Source organism: Aequorivita sp. IT1183 (genome assembly GCF_058068265.1).
Genome location: NZ_JBYRHS010000005.1, coordinates 413,783 through 429,373, shown reverse-complemented (window position 1 = coordinate 429,373; position 15,591 = coordinate 413,783). Strand labels below are relative to the sequence as shown.

Here is a 15,591-nt window from a genome sequence, read left to right as displayed (position 1 = left end):
ACATTATATAATTCAATATTATTTTTGCAAATCCCCATCGTTATTTTCTTCAGTAACATCCTCAATTTTCTTCCCCTTCAAATATTCTGGTAATTCCATACCAGCCATATTAAACATTTCCTGAAGTGGCGGCACAGAGCCGTACATTCCCGAAATAAAGTTGGAAGTTGCAGTTTTGCCATCTTTTGAAGAACCATTTTCCCAAACGGTAATTTTATCAATTTTAATGTTTTTGATAGCTTCAGCTTGAAGTTTTACCAATTCTGGAAGTTTGTCTGCTATTAATAAAAGCACTGCATCTTTTGAGTTGTTGCCAGCTGCTTTTACGATTCTGTCAAAACCTTCGGCTTGCTTTGTTAGTATTTCAAAAATACCCTGCGCTTCGGCTTGAGCTTTAAATAATATTGCATCGGCTTCTCCTTTTGCAAGGCGTCTAATTCTTTCAGCATCTGCTTCTGCATCTATTTCTACTCTTCTCTTGTCAATTTCTGCAGGAACAATAATATCTGCCAGTTGGGTGCTTCGTTCTCTTTCGGCACGGGTAATTTCGGCTGCTTGTTCAGCAATATAAGATTCTTCCAGTGCTTTTGCAGATTGTACTTTTTCGGAAGCAATTGCAACTCTTTCTGCTTCAGCTTCACGCTGACGACGTAACGAATCTGAATTTGCAACATTAATCTTTGCAAGGTTTTCACCTTCCACCGCCTGTGCATTTGCAGCTGCTACTTGTGTACGTTGATCCTGTACTGCGTTCGCTTCTCCAATGGAACCATCTCTAACTTTTTCGGCTACAGACTTACGAGCAGCGTTTATTGCGTGGGCTGCAGCTTCTTTTCCTAAAGCTTCAATATAGCCAGATTCGTCAACAATATCTGTAATGTTTACGTTGATTAGTTTTAGACCTACTTTCTTCAATTCAGATTCAACGCTGTTTGAAATATTGGTCAAAAACTTATCTCTGTCGTTGTTTATTTCTTCAATATCCATGGAAGCAACAACCAAACGCAATTGCCCAAAAATAATCTCTTTTGCAAGTTCTTGAATTTGCTCTAAACCTTGTCCTAACAAACGTTCGGCAGCATTCATCATAACAGCCGGTTCTGTAGAAATACCAATGGTAAACCGGGAAGGTACGTTTACACGAATATTCTGTTTACTTAAGGCGTTAACCAAGTTTACTTCAATAGACATGGGTGTTAAATCAAGATATTCGTAATCTTGAATTACAGGCCAAATAAAAGCCGCACCACCGTGAATACATCGAGCTGAGTTTCCTGTGCCTACCTTTCCATAAACTACTAAAATACGGTCTGAAGGGCAACGTTTATATCTCCTTATAAAGGTTATAAGAATGATGAAAACAAATAAAATTGCGAATCCGATGGCCAATAATGGAGCAAAGGATTCTACTTGTAGTTGTAGAAATGTCATGATTTGGGGGTGTGTTTGGTAACGATTAAAATTCCGGTACCCGTTGTTTCGGTTACCGTTATTATGTCTCCTTGGTGAAGATCTGTGGTTTCGTCGGTAAGTGCTTCAAGTTCGCGCATTCCGCCTTGAACATTAATGTGTACTTTGCCAATTCTAGAGCGGTTGGCACCGATAGTGAGGTAAACTTCGCCCACTTGGTTAAGTGCGTTTTTAATTTTTAATGAGCCACTGCTGTTTAGTTTTCCTAAATAATAAAATAATGAAGCCATTATTGTCATCATCAGCAGCCCGCATGCCACGGAAATTAAAATGGTTAACCCCTTGGAAAGGCCTTCGCCCAGACAGGCAATACCCGTCCATCCAAATATGGTGAAAAAACCGATTAAATTTTTAATTGAAAGAAACTGAAAATCTATTCCTGTGTCGCCATCTATATCGCTATCTACATCGCCAGTATCGTCAAATTCGCCACCTATAAAGGTTAGAATCATAAGAATGATAAAAATTCCGGAAGCAATTAAGGCAATGGACCAGTAGACCTTTTCAAAAGGCTCAAAAGCTGCAAACCATTCGTTCATTGGTTGGGTTGTTAAATTGGTGTAATTTATCTGGGTAAGATAGGAACTTTATGAAAATGGTGCAATGAATCGAAACGAATAGTATCGTTTTTTGAAAAGTATTTAAAATAGAATTTAAAGGAGCTTTGAAAGATGGTTAGGTAATACTTCTAAACTAAAGCATTTTGTTAGTTCGAACAATTGCTTGTTCGTTTTTCCAATCAATCCATTCTTGACCTTTCAACTTTCGCATTAATTGGTCGTAATAACGCATAATTCCAATGTTATAAAGGGCTTTAGCCAAGTTTTTTGGGTTGCGGGCGATTGCTCTCAAACTCATGGAGAACCCAGGTGTAATATACCGCATATAGTGCCAGTAACCTTCGGGCATATACAAAACGTTACCGTGTTCTAAATTAGTGATGTAACCTTCCGCTTTTTTTAGCGCGGGCCATTTATCGTAATCTGGGTTGTGGAAATCTATATCCTCGCGGGTAATTAAGGAATGCGGAATTTTATACAGATAGTCGTTCTGCTTTTGATCAAATAGAATTACTTCTTTTTTTCCTTGAAAGTGAAAGTGAAAAATATTCGCCAAATCGATGTCGTAATGCATAAAAGTATACGAATCTTTTCCACCGAAGAAAAGCATTGGTAGGCCTTTCATTAATTTCAATCCGAAATCTGGATAGTTAAAGTCCTTTTGGAGTTGGGGTACTTCCTTTAAAATATTCCAAAGAAAAATGCGGTATTTAGTGGGCTCTTTTTTTAAAAGTTCTACATACTCGCGCATTTTCATTTTGGCGTGCGGTTCGTTGAAACCATCTTTATGGCTTACTGGGCGATTGTCGTAAAGTGGAACTGTTTTATCACCAGCAACCTCAGCCATGTAATCGAGATCCCATTTAGAGAATGCAGGCCAATCCTCAACAAACCGTTCTATTACAACTGGTTTTTGGGGCTTATAATAATTTTTTAGAAAATCTTCTTTGGTAATAGTTTTTACCCTGTCTATCTGCTTTAATTGCATAGTGTTTTCCTTCAAGGCAAAGCTACAAATCTCATGGCAGTGTTGAACGAAGTGTTAATATAACTTTAAGGATTTAAATCATCAATCCACTTTGAATTGTGTGGGTCTGTAGCGTCATAAAGTTCAATTTTCAACTTATTTGACAATTCTTTACCTACAATAAGAGCTGTGCTAGCTTTGCCAAGAATTGTGAGGTTAAAATGCCTGTTTCTGTCGTACCAAAGGTTTATTTCGAAATCGTTTTTACTGTTTTTGAAAACCGAAATGTATTCTAGATTTTTAAAATTTTTCCAACTACCAAGTTTCACTGGACCTACGCAAAAGAGTATTTTATACTTTTTTTCTTCAAAATTGAAATGGTAGTCACGTACAATTGAGAAGCCAACTCCTGCAGCAAATAAAAAAATTGCCATTTCTAATAAGCTTAGTGAGGTTTTGAGAGCCTTTTCAGTCGCACTATTAAAGGTTATAAAAAACATATATAAAAAGACGACCATCCCTGTGAAAAAAAGAGCAGCAATAATAGTCTGCCACCAAGGACGATTGCCTTGTGAAATTAAGATTTCGTTTTGCTTCATTCTTGAATAAATGTATATAAAAATGACAATGCTTCCAAAAAAAAGCTTTTAAACTTATAGACTTAGTATTTAAGTGAAAAATTCTTATTTCCAGTATATGTATAATTTCAATTAACGTTATGTCCATATTTGCTAAATATGGACATAAGTCGTACTTTTATATTTATAAAGCGAAAAGTTATGAATGTTAGCCTAACAGAAAAACAACGAAAATATATTGACGATAAAGTAAAGTCGGGTGATTATATGAATGCTAGCGAAGTGGTTCGCGAGGCCTTACGTGCCCATGAGATTAATGATAGAAAGTTAGATAATTTGCGTGTGGAAATAGAAAAGGGCGTTGATAGTGGGGTAAGTAATAGGACTGTAAAAGATATAATAGACGCAAAGAGGGCGGAACATGGTATCTACTGAGCATACTGATGGGAATTATGAACTTTCAGAACTTGCCGATTCCGATCTTGAGAGTATTTTTAATTATTCTTTTTTGGAATCTGGATTTACACAAGCGGAGGAATATTTAGAAGGTATTCATCATCTTCTGGAGCAATTAACAATTTTTCCCGAAGAAGGTATCTTAAGAAAAGATATTACTGAAAATATCCGAAGCATACCATACCAATCTCATATCATTTTCTATTCAATATATGATAAAACAATTCTTATAGTCAGAGTTTTACATCAAAGCCAAAACGTCGGGGAATACTTCTAATAACAATTTGAAATAAAGAAAGACCGATAAAGTTTTCCACTTCCTACTAACAAGTGAAAATTGCTCAGAAAAGCAAAATCCCAGATTTCAGTAATGAAATCTGGGATTTTATATTTTAAAGGTATTCAGAATTTAATCTGCCAACACCATTACTTTGTTATGATTGCACTCAACGGTTCCTCCAGAAATATGAAGAATCCATTTGCCATCTTCTTGGGTGAATTTATTCTGAAATCCTTCTGCAATAGTAGGGTTTCCTTTAAATTTCACTTTTCCTTCCTGTAAAACAGAAACGATAGGCGCGTGGTTGTTCAGCATTTGGAATTCACCATCCACTCCTGGAACAGTTACACTTTCTACTTCACCAGCAACTAAAGATGCTTCGGGGGTTACTATTTCTAAGTACATATTTATAAGTTTTCAGTTCGCAGTTACAGTTAGCAGTTACTGCTAACTGCCACTGAATACTGCATACTTTTTTTAGACTTCAGCAAGCATTTTCTCACCAGCGGCAATTGCTTCCTCGATAGTTCCTTTTAAGTTGAAGGCTGCTTCTGGAAGGTGATCTAATTCGCCATCCATAATCATGTTGAAACCTTTAATAGTTTCTTTAATATCAACTAAAACTCCAGGAATACCTGTAAATTGCTCTGCTACGTGGAAAGGCTGAGAAAGGAAACGCTGTACACGACGCGCGCGACCTACAGCCATTTTATCTTCTTCAGAAAGTTCTTCCATACCAAGAATCGCGATAATATCTTGTAATTCTTTATAACGCTGTAAAAGCTCTTTTACTTTTTGAGCACAGCCGTAGTGTTCTTTTCCAAGAATAGACTCAGTAAGAATTCTAGAAGTAGAATCTAATGGATCTACTGCTGGATAAATACCTAGCTCAGCAATTTTACGTGAAAGTACAGTTGTAGCATCCAAGTGGGCAAACGTTGTTGCCGGTGCTGGATCTGTTAAATCATCTGCAGGTACATAAACCGCCTGTACAGAAGTAATAGAACCTCTTTTAGTTGAAGTAATACGCTCTTGCATTGCACCCATCTCTGTTGCCAAAGTTGGTTGGTAACCTACCGCTGAAGGCATACGCCCTAGTAGTGCAGAAACCTCAGAACCTGCTTGTGTAAAACGGAAAATGTTATCTACGAAGAAAAGTACATCTTTCCCTTGACCTTCGCCAGCTCCATCACGGAAGTACTCAGCAATAGTCAAACCTGAAAGCGCAACACGTGCACGTGCTCCAGGTGGCTCATTCATTTGTCCGAATACGAAAGTAGCTTTAGATTCTTTCATTACAGTTTTGTCAACTTTTGAAAGATCCCATCCACCATTTTCCATAGAGTGCATAAAGTCATCACCGTATTTAATAATGCCAGACTCAAGCATTTCGCGAAGCAAGTCATTACCCTCACGAGTACGTTCACCTACACCAGCGAATACTGAAAGACCACCGTGGCCTTTCGCGATATTGTTAATCAACTCCTGAATAAGTACCGTTTTACCTACACCAGCACCACCAAAAAGACCAATTTTACCACCTTTTGCATAAGGCTCAATAAGGTCGATTACTTTAATACCTGTGAAAAGAACTTCGGTAGAAGTTGAAAGATCTTCAAATTTTGGTGCATCGCGGTGAATTGGAAGACCATTATCGCCAGCTTTTGGCAAGTTTCCGATACCGTCAATAGCATCGCCAATTACGTTGAAAAGTCGACCGTATATATCATCACCGATTGGCATTTGAATAGGTGCTCCAGTTGCAACTGCATCTACACCACGGCTTAAACCGTCAGTAGAATCCATTGATATGGTACGTACCATGCTCTCGCCAATGTGCGATTGAACTTCAAGAACCAAAAGGTTTCCGTTGTTGTTTACCTCTAACGAGTCGTATATTTTTGGAAGTTCCGATCCGCTATCAAACGCAACGTCAACTACCGGGCCAATAATCTGTGCAACTTTTCCTATGCTTTGTGACATGAGTAACTGTTTATTTTATAGTTATCTAAGGGCGAATAAACCACCCCTGTTTTGAACGGTGCAAAGATAGTTTTTTCTGAATGAAAATTGCAACGTGAATGTTGAAAAAATTTACGGTTATATAGTAAAACACCTCAAAGGTTTCAAAAACCTCTGAAGTGTTGTGAAATCAAAGTTTCATGCCCTTAATTTAGAACCATAGGAAAACAGGAAACAGGATATTTTCAAAAAATGAATTATGGAAATCAAAAGAAAACGGCTTGAAACCACAAAGTAGTTCAAGCCGCATATCATTTTATTAATTTTCTTGTTTCTCTTCTCTAAGAAATATTATTCAACAGTAACAGATTTCGCCAAATTACGTGGCTGATCTACATTTCTGCCTAACATTACTGCAATATGATAGGAAAGCAATTGCAAAGGAATGGTTGTTAATAGAGGTGTTAAAGCTTCTGCTGTATGTGGCACTTCCATAACGTAGTCTGCCATTTCTTTTACCACAGTATCACCTTTAGTAACCACGGCGATAATTTTTCCTTTTCTAGCTTTTATTTCTTGAATGTTGCTTACAACCTTATCGTAATGATCGCTTTTTATAGCAATAACCACAACAGGCATTTGTTCATCTATTAAAGCAATTGGTCCGTGCTTCATTTCGGCAGCGGGATAACCTTCTGCGTGGATGTATGAAATCTCCTTTAGTTTTAAAGCACCTTCCAAAGCTACTGGAAAGTTGTAACCTCTTCCTAAGTAAAGGAAGTTTGTAGCATCTTTAAAAACAGCAGAGATTTCCTCTATTTTATCATCTGTTTTTAGAGCTTCTTCAACTTGGCTTGGAATCAATTCTAGCGCTCGTAAATAAAGCATAAAATCGCTTTGGCTAATAGTGCCTTTGGCTTTTGCCAAACGCAACGCCATCATTGTTAAAACTGTTATTTGTGTTGTGAACGCTTTAGTAGAAGCAACGCCAATTTCTGGCCCGGCGTGTGTATATGTACCTGTATGGGTTTCTCTTGAAATAGTAGAGCCAACAACGTTACAAACCCCATAAACGAAAGCGCCTTTTGACTTTGCAAGTTTTATTGCAGCAAGTGTATCTGCTGTTTCACCACTTTGAGAAATAGCGATAACCACATCTTTCTCTGAAATAATTGGATTGCGATAACGGAACTCAGAAGCGTATTCTACTTCTACCGGAATGCGTACTAAATCTTCAATAATATATTCGGCTACTAAGCCTGCATGCCACGAAGTTCCGCAAGCAACAATTATAATGCGGTCTGCATTTATAAATTTCTCTATATAATCTTCAAGTCCGCCAAGTCTTACTATTCCTTTATCGGCAAGTAATCTTCCTCGATAGGTATCTTTAATAACAGAAGGCTGTTCGTAAATTTCTTTAAGCATAAAATGCTCATAGCCTCCTTTTTCAATTTGCTCCAAATTAAGTTGAAGTTCTTGAATATACGGTGCAACAAGTATATCGTCTTTTATTTTGCGAATTTTCACATCGCGCCCAAGACGAATAATTGCCATTTCATCATCTTCCAAATAGATGGCATTGTTCGTAAATTCAATAAAGGGTGAAGCATCGCTGGCCACAAAAAATTCGTCATCGCCAATACCAATTGCCAATGGACTGCCCAGTTTTGCAACCACAATTTCGTTAGGCTTCTTTTTGTCAAAAAGTGCTATTGCATAAGCACCTACCACTTGGTTTAAAGCAATCTGCACGGCTTTTCCAAGTTTTACGTTTTCTTTAATTTGAATATACTCAATAAGGTTTACTAGAACCTCGGTATCTGTGTCAGATTTAAAAGTGTATCCTCTTTTTATCAATTCTTTTTTAAGTGAACCGTAATTTTCAATTATACCGTTATGTATTATAACTAGATCACCACTATTAGAATAGTGCGGGTGGCTGTTTACATCGTTTGGTATTCCGTGGGTAGCCCAACGAGTATGACCAATTCCCAAATTTCCTTTTCGGGTAATCTCTTTATTGGCTTTAGTCTCCAGGTTTGCAACTTTGCCTTTTGTTTTGCAAAGTTGAATATCAGTGCCGTCAAAAAGTGCAATTCCTGCACTGTCATATCCTCTGTATTCTAAGCGTTTTAATCCGTTAAGAATAATGGGGTATGCTTCTCTTTTGCCAATATAGCCTACAATTCCACACATAATCGACTTTTAATTTGGTTCGGTATAATAAATTTGAAGTTTTAATCTTTTCTCTAGATTAGACGACGCATTACCATGCAAGATAGTGCCTTCTGGAGAAATTACAGTACTTGTAGGAACTTGTTTAATACTAGGTTCCATAGGATTTTGTAATTTTTGTGTTGTAACGTTAAGTACGTTGTGAGAAACAACAATACCTAATGGTACATTTGTACTGTCCTTGTTTATCAAATTACTGATATGGTTTGTTATTCTCAATTTGTAATATTCGCCTTTACCATCGCTACCTCGTTGCAATTTGCCATAGTGGGTTGTAAGAGCGTCCACGGGATCTAAACCGTTTGTAGTGTCTAAATTGTAATCTGCCAAAACATTACTGTTTTTAAGGTCGTAGATTATAATTCGTTCAGGTTCCGTATCGCCGCCAACCATTAAATCTTGGTTTACGTAAAAGATTAGATTGGCTTCATTTATAAGCCATTTTTTATCGCGAAGTGTTTCAAGATCATCTGCCACACCATTGTTGTCGTTATCCTTTCCGAATAATTCCACTACTGAAATAATACCATCACCACCACGCAGATAAAGATTTTCATCTCCGGTTTGAATATTTGGATTCTCGATTGCGGTTTGTATTTGTTGCGGTAACTGCTCGTTTGTAAATGTATTCACACTAACACCGCCGCTAAAATTCAATTTGAAAGTGCTGTTTTCTCGCACGTCAGGATCATCTTCGTTATTATAACTGTAATATATAGTTACAGAAGCTTTGGTAGCATCAAAAATGAAAAGACTTCCGTCGTCTGTTGTCGAACTTACATCGAAATAAAGTCCTCTTAAAAAGTTTTTGAAGTTATTGCTATTTCGCAATTCTGGAGTGCCTTCCATATCAATAATATTGGTTTGGAAGAATGTAGAATCCAGTTTTACGCGAAGTCCGGGAGGAAGTTTTACTTCTTCATCCTCTCCTGCGTTAAATACATAACCATTAGATGTTGGAATAAAATTGGTAACTGTGGCCAATTCTTCACCTAAAAATTGTTCGAAGGTTGGCCCTTGGTTGGTATAGTAATTTTGAAATTCCTGAAATCCAGTGTTAGGATCGTAGTCTCTCAAAAAATATTTTGATTGAAAAATTGATAGATTTATAGGCGCAGACCCATAAATTGAATCTAGTTCATAGGTCGATACACTGTCTGCAATCGTTTCGGTGCTGAAATAAGGTAAGTAAACAAATACGCTATCTACAATAGGACTGTCTCCAAATTTTGGGTCGCTACTTTCAAGCGTAAGTTGGGATAGTAAATTTACCGTTGATTTTCCATAAACAGGATCGTTATAAACGCCAAATTGATATACGGGAAGCCTGTTGCTTTGTAATGGACCTAATTTTCGGCTGTAAGATATAATGGTTTGCGAGTCGTCTAAAATACCGTTTGGAATTTCGGTACCTAGCACTTCGGAACCGATATTTGTAATTTCTTTTTCACAAGAAGAAAGCGCGATTACAATAAAGAAAATAGCACCAGCAATTGGCAACAAAGATTTAATTTTCATCTGCATAGAATGTTTTATAAATAGGAAAGAATTTTGCCTAACTTATTTGTTTAATTTGTTTTGTAAATAATGGGGAGAAACTTCATCTGTTTTTTAAGTTCTAGTAATCAAATGTTTTATAAACATTCCAACCAAATTGTTGATGAGATTATTCTAAAACTTCTGAGCTGTAAAAGTCTAAATATGCTTGTGAAAAATTTTCCATATTATGATATTTTAACACAGGTTTGTCTAAAGTGTTAATAAAATCTTCAAGCTCCTTCGGAATTACTTCAGAAGCAACTATAATTGCGTCTGAATTTTTAATAGCAATTTTCATAAGGTTTACATAACTTGGGTCTTCAAGTTCTATTATCGCCTCATCATCAATAGCATCATACCTTATTTTATCTATTGTGTTTTTAGCTAACGAGCCTTCAAAGCCAGTATTGTACACAGAGGTAACAATTTTACTGTTTTCGAATAATGGTTCGTTGCCGTAATAATTACGTAAGTACAAAGGTAAAAAAGCTGCAAGCCACCCGTGAACGTGAATAATATCTGGAGCCCAGTTTAATTTCTTAACCGTTTCAATTACACCTTTTGCGAAGAAAATAGCACGCTCGTCATTATCTTTATAGAAGTTGCCTTCTTCATCTGCATAAGTTGCTTTTCTTTTGAAATAATCTTCATTGTCAATAAAATAAACCTGAATGCGTTCTTTTGGGATTGAAGCCACTTTAATTATCAATGGCATATCTAGGTCGTTTATTACCAAATTCATTCCCGAAAGACGAATCACTTCGTGCAATTGGTGCCTTCTTTCGTTAATATTGCCATAGCGGGGCATAAATATTCTTATCTGGCCGCCATTGTTGTTGATCATTCTAGGAGCTTCAAACGACATTGAAGAAATCTCGGTCTCGGGAAGATAAGGTATTACTTCTGATGACACATACAAGACTCTTTTATCTTTCATCTATTAGATTTTTTAGAATTATTTGCAATTTGCTTCGAAGTATCGAGGCATTTAAAAACACGCAAAATTACGAAAATTTATGTAGATTGTCTTTAATATATTAATTTTGCCCGCTCTTAAAGCAATTTTATGGTAATACATACCCAGAAAGAATCCTTAGTACATGCCTTGTCTTCCGTGGCGAAAAATGACAAAATAGGTTTTGTGCCAACGATGGGTGCATTACATAAAGGGCACATGTCCTTAGTTATTAAAGCTTTGGAAGAAAATGATAAAGTGGTGGTAAGCATTTTTGTAAATCCAACTCAATTTAATAACAGCACAGATCTTCAAAAATATCCACGTACGCCCGATGACGATATTTTGCTATTAAAAAATTTAAAGAGACAAATAATCGTGTATTTGCCAGAGATTTCAGATTTGTATGGCGATTCTGTTGCAGCAAAGAAATATAATTTTGGCGCTTTGGAGAATGAAATGGAAGGCAAACACCGAAAAGGACATTTTGACGGAGTGGGAACCGTGGTGAGCAAACTTTTAAAGATTGTACAACCAAATGCGGCCTATTTTGGCGAAAAGGATTTTCAGCAATTACAGATAGTAAAAAAATTAGTCGCTATCGAAAAACTTCCTGTAAAAATCGTTGGATGCCCTATTTTAAGAGAGGACAACGGTCTTGCAATGAGTTCGCGAAATAAACGACTAAGCCCAAAACAGTTTGATGAAGCTGCAATTATTCATAAAACTTTAAAAGAAATTCGCGAAAAATTTGATTCAACATCTATTGCAGATTTGAATGCTTTGGTTGCGGAACGGTTTTTGCAAAATTCACATATAGAATTAGAATATTTTGAAATCGCCAACGAAGAAACGCTGAAAACCGCAAAGCGTAAAAGTAAAGCTTCAAAATACAGAGCTTTTATTGCAGCATTTTCAGGCGAAATTAGGCTGATTGATAATATGTCTTTAAATTAATACCTTTGCACCATGCAAATACACGTAGTAAAATCTAAAATCCATAGAGTAAAAGTTACAGGCGCCGATCTAAATTACATTGGCAGCATTACTATTGATGAAGATTTAATGGACGCCGCTAACATTATTGAAGGCGAAAAAGTTCAAATAGTAAATAATAATAACGGCGAAAGACTCGAAACTTACGCCATTCCCGGTCCTCGCAATAGTGGTGAAATAACACTTAATGGTGCCGCTGCAAGACGCGTGGCCCCAGGCGATGTGCTAATACTTATTACCTATGCAATTATGGAGGTGGAAGAGGCAAAAGCCTTTAAACCATCCTTAATTTTCCCAGACGAGGAAACAAATTTACTTCGTTAAATTGAGTCGTTCCCTTTCAAAATTTTTACAGATTGCCGTTCCGTTAGGTTTGGGGATTTTCTTGATTTGGTATATTTATCAATCCTTCACCCCACAACAACTCGCCGAAACCAAAAAGTATTTTACAGATGCTAATTACGGCTTTGTATTGCTTTCGGTATTGCTTAGTATTTTAAGCCATCTTTCGCGAGCCTACAGGTGGGGGTTTATGTTGGAACCATTGGGCTATCACACTAAATTGGCTAACAATTTTATGGCCGTTTCTGTCGCCTACTTAATGAATATTTTTATTCCGAAAAGTGGCGAATTCTCCCGAGGTATTATTTTAGATAAATATGAAGGAGTGCCGTTCCAAAAAGGCTTCGGAACCATTATTTCTGAAAGAGTTGTAGATTTAATATTTCTGCTTTTCTTCACTGTTGTGGCCTTAGTAGTAAAGTTTGAAGTGTTGTACGATTATGTTGTTAGTAGTATTCCCTCTTCGCTATTATACGTTATTATCTTCGGAATTATTTTGGGCGTCATAAGCATTCCGCTTTATATTAAATTTTCAAAATCAAACATTAATAAGAAGTTGAAAAACTTCGTAATAGGCTTAAAAGAAGGTGTTTTCAGTATTTTGAAAATGCGCAAAAAAGGAGCTTTTATTTTTCACACATTTATTATTTGGGGCTTGTACCTACTTTCCTTTTATACTGCACTGCACGCTTTGCCTGAAACTTCCAACATTCCTTTTAGCACTATAATTACTGCTTTTGTAGTGGGTAGTTTCACTTTTGCTTTTACTAATAGTGGCTTTGGAACCTATCCTGCTGCGGTTGCTGGTATTCTAACTATTTTCGGGATAGCCACAACTGTGGGCATTGCATTCGGTTGGATTGTTTGGGTTTCAAACATTGGCTCAATTGTTTTCTTTGGCGTGCTATCTTTGGTATTGCTTCCTATTTATAACAGGAAACGACTAAAATTGTAGCCCTTTATTTCGTAAATCTTGATTTCTTAAAATTTACAAATGATTAATTTGTTACCTTTCCAATTATTAAAAAATTAGGGTAATGAAAAATATTTTGATGTTCTCCATGTGCGTTTTACTGAGCAACGCATCCTTTTCGCAAATTATATACGAACAATTTAAATCTACTAAACTAGACCAGAACCGTAGATTGAAAATTCAGCTTCCCAGAAATTACGATAAAAACGTTGACAAGAAATACCCCATCGTTTTAGTGTTAGATGCTGATTATCTATTTGAGCCTGTGGCAGGAAACGTAGATTATTTTAGTTATTGGGAAGACATGCCAGAGTCTATTGTTGTTGGAATTATGCAGGACGATTCGCGTTATTTTGATTGCTCTTATGATGACAATACTTTCTTTCCAGATGATAAAGGCGCAAAATTCTTTGAATTTATTGGGCTGGAACTAATACCATATATTGATAAAAAATACCGCACGGCTAAATTTATTATTGGGGTTGGGCACGACTTTACAGCCAACTTTTTAAACTATTATCTTTTTAAAGATCCACCGTTACTTAATGGATATATCAATCTGAGTCCGGATATGGCCCCAATGATGGAGCAACGGCTGGTAGACAGAATACCTCAAATAAAGGAAAAAATATTTTACTATTTAGCTACTGGAACTGATGATATAAAAGGGTTGATGGAAGCAACTGAAGATTTAAACAAACAGTTAAGTGGCTTAGAAAGCAAAACGTTTAGCTATTATTATGACAACTTTGATGGTGCAACCCATTACTCTTTAGGAGGACGCGGTATTCCGAATGCTTTGGAAAAAATATTTTCGGTTTATAGACCCATTAGCAAAAAAGAATATTCTGAAGTTTTGCTACAATTGAAAACGCCTGTTAGTCAATATCTCTTTGATAAATATAAAGTTATTGAAGATCTTTTCGGGATTACAAATAACATTCGAGTAAACGATTATATAGCTGCAGCTACTGCTTCAGAAAAATTAAAGCAGTGGGAATCACTTCGAGAAATTGCCACATTGGCGAAAAAGCAATACACAGAAACTGTTCTTGGCGATTACTATTTGGGACGTTATTATGAAGAAACTGGCGAACCCAAAAAAGCAATGAAAATCTTTCAAGGAGCTTATGATAAAGAGGAAGTAGATTTTATTACAATAGACAAACTATTAGATAGAGCGGAAAAGATAAAGAGTGATTTTGGGTATTAAATTTCATACTACATCAAAAATTCAAACCACTTGGGTCGCTTAAGATTAACGATTTCTATATCGGGTTGATTTACGTACTTTAAAATAAAATTAAAGGGAGGAAATAATTTCTTTGTTTTCCTGTGTCCAAACTGAAAGTGCATCTGTACTGGCAGGTAAATCCAGTTTTGAAATAATATTGGTGCGATGTTTTTGTACAGTACGAAACGATATGCTAAGTAACTCTGCTATTTCTTTAGAAGATTTTTCTTGAGCCACCAAGCGTACAATGGTTCTTTCAGAAGGGGAAAGAAATTTTATTTTTTCGAGCTGAGGCGAAATTTCAGTGCTAAACACATTTTCAAATATATTACTAAAATAATACTCGCCTTTTGATACAGCCTGGATGCATTTGTTTATTTCTGAAAAGGGCTCATCTTTTAATAAATATCCTTGAATTTCCAATTTTTTTGCGCGCAGCACAAAAGCTTTTTCCTTATGCGAAGTGAGTAAAATAAATTTGGTTTTACAATTTTTTTCCTTGCATTTTTTTATTACTTCAAACCCTGAAAGTAAAGGCATTTCAATATCCAACATTGCAATATCAGGTTGTAGTTCGGTAATTAAATCTAATGCGTGGGCACCATTAGAGGCACCTTCCAAAACTGTATAACCAAAGCTTTTTAACTCGTCGCTCAAACCTTTTAAAAGCATGGGATGATCGTCTGCTACTAATATTTTTATTTTGCTGTTCATTTATTTTGAGAGCTTCTGTATTTATTTTCGCTCCTTTTCCCGGATTACTTTCAATTACGCTATTTCCGTTGTTGCGAATAAAACTTAAAATCGTAATTTTTTCCTTAGTATTTTTAAAGATACGGCTTTTGCTTAAGCATGTTTCTTAATATTTGAAAGGCGACTAAAATTTCACACATTTGCAACCACTAGTAAAATGGGCTATTAACAGGTTTTACTACGTACCCATACGTAAAAATTGACGAAAATTCTATAATAATAATTCGTATTATTATAGAAGGTTTCCCATTTCTTACTTTTAAATTTTCCTGCGTTTTGATGCGTTTA

Annotated in this window: 16 protein-coding genes; 6 read left to right on the top strand and 10 right to left on the bottom strand. The window is 36.2% G+C overall.

The features are described 5' to 3' along the window. Window positions 1-18 precede the first annotated feature (18 nt). From AC3RVF_RS12555 to AC3RVF_RS12540, 4 genes are all read right to left on the bottom strand, one after another. Window positions 19-1,431, bottom strand: a complete 1,413-nt coding sequence (locus AC3RVF_RS12555) for a flotillin family protein (protein ID WP_489693491.1) — start codon at window positions 1,429-1,431, stop codon at window positions 19-21. Then, window positions 1,428-2,009 (bottom strand): hypothetical protein, encoded by a 582-nt coding sequence (locus tag AC3RVF_RS12550; RefSeq protein WP_489692353.1) that lies wholly within the window; start codon window positions 2,007-2,009, stop codon window positions 1,428-1,430. Before AC3RVF_RS12550 ends, AC3RVF_RS12555 begins: the two co-directional genes overlap by 4 nt. Window positions 2,010-2,163: 154 nt before the next feature. Continuing rightward, window positions 2,164-3,018 (bottom strand): cupin-like domain-containing protein, encoded by an 855-nt coding sequence (locus AC3RVF_RS12545; protein WP_489692352.1) that lies wholly within the window; start codon window positions 3,016-3,018, stop codon window positions 2,164-2,166. A 65-nt stretch (window positions 3,019-3,083) separates the two neighbouring features. After that, window positions 3,084-3,596: a hypothetical protein gene (locus tag AC3RVF_RS12540; RefSeq protein ID WP_489692351.1), complete on the bottom strand. Its 513-nt coding sequence runs from the start codon at window positions 3,594-3,596 to the stop codon at window positions 3,084-3,086. 138 nt (window positions 3,597-3,734) lie between these two features. Between AC3RVF_RS12540 and AC3RVF_RS12535 the strand changes: the two genes are divergently transcribed. Together AC3RVF_RS12535 and AC3RVF_RS12530 are read left to right on the top strand one after the other, a co-directional pair. Continuing rightward, a complete protein-coding gene (locus tag AC3RVF_RS12535; protein ID WP_489692350.1) occupies window positions 3,735-4,010 on the top strand; it encodes a type II toxin-antitoxin system ParD family antitoxin in 276 nt (91 codons plus the stop codon). Beyond that, the gene (locus tag AC3RVF_RS12530; RefSeq protein ID WP_489693490.1) at window positions 3,997-4,308 is read left to right on the top strand and encodes a type II toxin-antitoxin system RelE/ParE family toxin; all 312 of its coding nucleotides are present in this window, start codon (window positions 3,997-3,999) and stop codon (window positions 4,306-4,308) included. The genes AC3RVF_RS12535 and AC3RVF_RS12530 overlap by 14 nt, the downstream gene beginning before the upstream one ends. 132 nt (window positions 4,309-4,440) lie before the next feature. Here the strand turns inward: AC3RVF_RS12530 and AC3RVF_RS12525 are convergent, their stop codons facing one another. From AC3RVF_RS12525 to AC3RVF_RS12505, 5 genes are all read right to left on the bottom strand, one after another. Further along, window positions 4,441-4,716: a FoF1 ATP synthase subunit delta/epsilon gene (locus AC3RVF_RS12525; protein ID WP_489692348.1), complete on the bottom strand. Its 276-nt coding sequence runs from the start codon at window positions 4,714-4,716 to the stop codon at window positions 4,441-4,443. A 72-nt stretch (window positions 4,717-4,788) separates the two neighbouring features. Continuing rightward, window positions 4,789-6,294: a F0F1 ATP synthase subunit beta gene (atpD, locus tag AC3RVF_RS12520; protein WP_489692347.1), complete on the bottom strand. Its 1,506-nt coding sequence runs from the start codon at window positions 6,292-6,294 to the stop codon at window positions 4,789-4,791. Between the two features lie 330 nt (window positions 6,295-6,624). Further along, window positions 6,625-8,472 carry a glutamine--fructose-6-phosphate transaminase (isomerizing) gene (gene glmS, locus AC3RVF_RS12515; protein WP_489692346.1) on the bottom strand — a complete coding sequence of 616 codons (1,848 nt, stop codon included), beginning with the start codon at window positions 8,470-8,472 and terminating at the stop codon, window positions 6,625-6,627. Between the two features lie 9 nt (window positions 8,473-8,481). After that, a complete protein-coding gene (bamH, locus tag AC3RVF_RS12510) occupies window positions 8,482-10,029 on the bottom strand; it encodes a BamH family beta-barrel-assembly machinery protein (RefSeq protein WP_489693489.1) in 1,548 nt (515 codons plus the stop codon). A 148-nt stretch (window positions 10,030-10,177) separates the two neighbouring features. Further along, window positions 10,178-10,987, bottom strand: a complete 810-nt coding sequence (locus AC3RVF_RS12505; RefSeq protein WP_489692344.1) for a glycogen/starch synthase — start codon at window positions 10,985-10,987, stop codon at window positions 10,178-10,180. Between the two features lie 129 nt (window positions 10,988-11,116). On the opposite strand from AC3RVF_RS12505, the gene panC reads away from it, so the two are divergent. The 4 genes from panC (at window position 11,117) to AC3RVF_RS12485 (ending at window position 14,529) form a co-directional block, all read left to right on the top strand. After that, window positions 11,117-11,962 carry a pantoate--beta-alanine ligase gene (panC, locus tag AC3RVF_RS12500; protein ID WP_489693488.1) on the top strand — a complete coding sequence of 282 codons (846 nt, stop codon included), beginning with the start codon at window positions 11,117-11,119 and terminating at the stop codon, window positions 11,960-11,962. 12 nt (window positions 11,963-11,974) lie between these two features. Then, entirely contained in the window at window positions 11,975-12,325 is a 351-nt protein-coding gene (gene panD, locus AC3RVF_RS12495) for an aspartate 1-decarboxylase (RefSeq protein WP_489693487.1), read from the top strand. A 1-nt stretch (window position 12,326) separates the two neighbouring features. Then, window positions 12,327-13,298: a lysylphosphatidylglycerol synthase transmembrane domain-containing protein gene (locus AC3RVF_RS12490; RefSeq protein WP_489693486.1), complete on the top strand. Its 972-nt coding sequence runs from the start codon at window positions 12,327-12,329 to the stop codon at window positions 13,296-13,298. 82 nt (window positions 13,299-13,380) lie between these two features. Continuing rightward, on the top strand, window positions 13,381-14,529 hold the full coding sequence (locus tag AC3RVF_RS12485; protein WP_489692340.1) for an alpha/beta hydrolase: 1,149 nt from the start codon (window positions 13,381-13,383) through the stop codon (window positions 14,527-14,529). Window positions 14,530-14,619: 90 nt separating this feature from the next. Here AC3RVF_RS12485 and AC3RVF_RS12480 read toward each other — a convergent pair whose 3' ends face one another. Further along, the gene (locus AC3RVF_RS12480; protein WP_489692339.1) at window positions 14,620-15,264 is read right to left on the bottom strand and encodes a response regulator transcription factor; all 645 of its coding nucleotides are present in this window, start codon (window positions 15,262-15,264) and stop codon (window positions 14,620-14,622) included. Between the last annotated feature and the right edge of the window lie 327 nt (window positions 15,265-15,591).

Excerpts from the sequence above, each read along its gene's own strand:
- AC3RVF_RS12555 (WP_489693491.1), bottom strand. The coding sequence starts at position 1,431 with ATGACATTTCTACAACTACAAGTAGAATCCTTTGCTCCATTATTGGCC.
- AC3RVF_RS12550 (WP_489692353.1), bottom strand. The coding sequence starts at position 2,009 with ATGAACGAATGGTTTGCAGCTTTTGAGCCTTTTGAAAAGGTCTACTGG.
- AC3RVF_RS12545 (WP_489692352.1), bottom strand. The coding sequence starts at position 3,018 with ATGCAATTAAAGCAGATAGACAGGGTAAAAACTATTACCAAAGAAGAT.
- AC3RVF_RS12540 (WP_489692351.1), bottom strand. The coding sequence starts at position 3,596 with ATGAAGCAAAACGAAATCTTAATTTCACAAGGCAATCGTCCTTGGTGG.
- AC3RVF_RS12535 (WP_489692350.1), top strand. The coding sequence starts at position 3,735 with ATGGACATAAGTCGTACTTTTATATTTATAAAGCGAAAAGTTATGAAT.
- AC3RVF_RS12530 (WP_489693490.1), top strand. The coding sequence starts at position 3,997 with ATGGTATCTACTGAGCATACTGATGGGAATTATGAACTTTCAGAACTT.
- AC3RVF_RS12525 (WP_489692348.1), bottom strand. The coding sequence starts at position 4,716 with ATGTACTTAGAAATAGTAACCCCCGAAGCATCTTTAGTTGCTGGTGAA.
- atpD (WP_489692347.1), bottom strand. The coding sequence starts at position 6,294 with ATGTCACAAAGCATAGGAAAAGTTGCACAGATTATTGGCCCGGTAGTT.
- glmS (WP_489692346.1), bottom strand. The coding sequence starts at position 8,472 with ATGTGTGGAATTGTAGGCTATATTGGCAAAAGAGAAGCATACCCCATT.
- bamH (WP_489693489.1), bottom strand. The coding sequence starts at position 10,029 with ATGAAAATTAAATCTTTGTTGCCAATTGCTGGTGCTATTTTCTTTATT.
- AC3RVF_RS12505 (WP_489692344.1), bottom strand. The coding sequence starts at position 10,987 with ATGAAAGATAAAAGAGTCTTGTATGTGTCATCAGAAGTAATACCTTAT.
- panC (WP_489693488.1), top strand. The coding sequence starts at position 11,117 with ATGGTAATACATACCCAGAAAGAATCCTTAGTACATGCCTTGTCTTCC.
- panD (WP_489693487.1), top strand. The coding sequence starts at position 11,975 with ATGCAAATACACGTAGTAAAATCTAAAATCCATAGAGTAAAAGTTACA.
- AC3RVF_RS12485 (WP_489692340.1), top strand. The coding sequence starts at position 13,381 with ATGAAAAATATTTTGATGTTCTCCATGTGCGTTTTACTGAGCAACGCA.
- AC3RVF_RS12480 (WP_489692339.1), bottom strand. The coding sequence starts at position 15,264 with ATGAACAGCAAAATAAAAATATTAGTAGCAGACGATCATCCCATGCTT.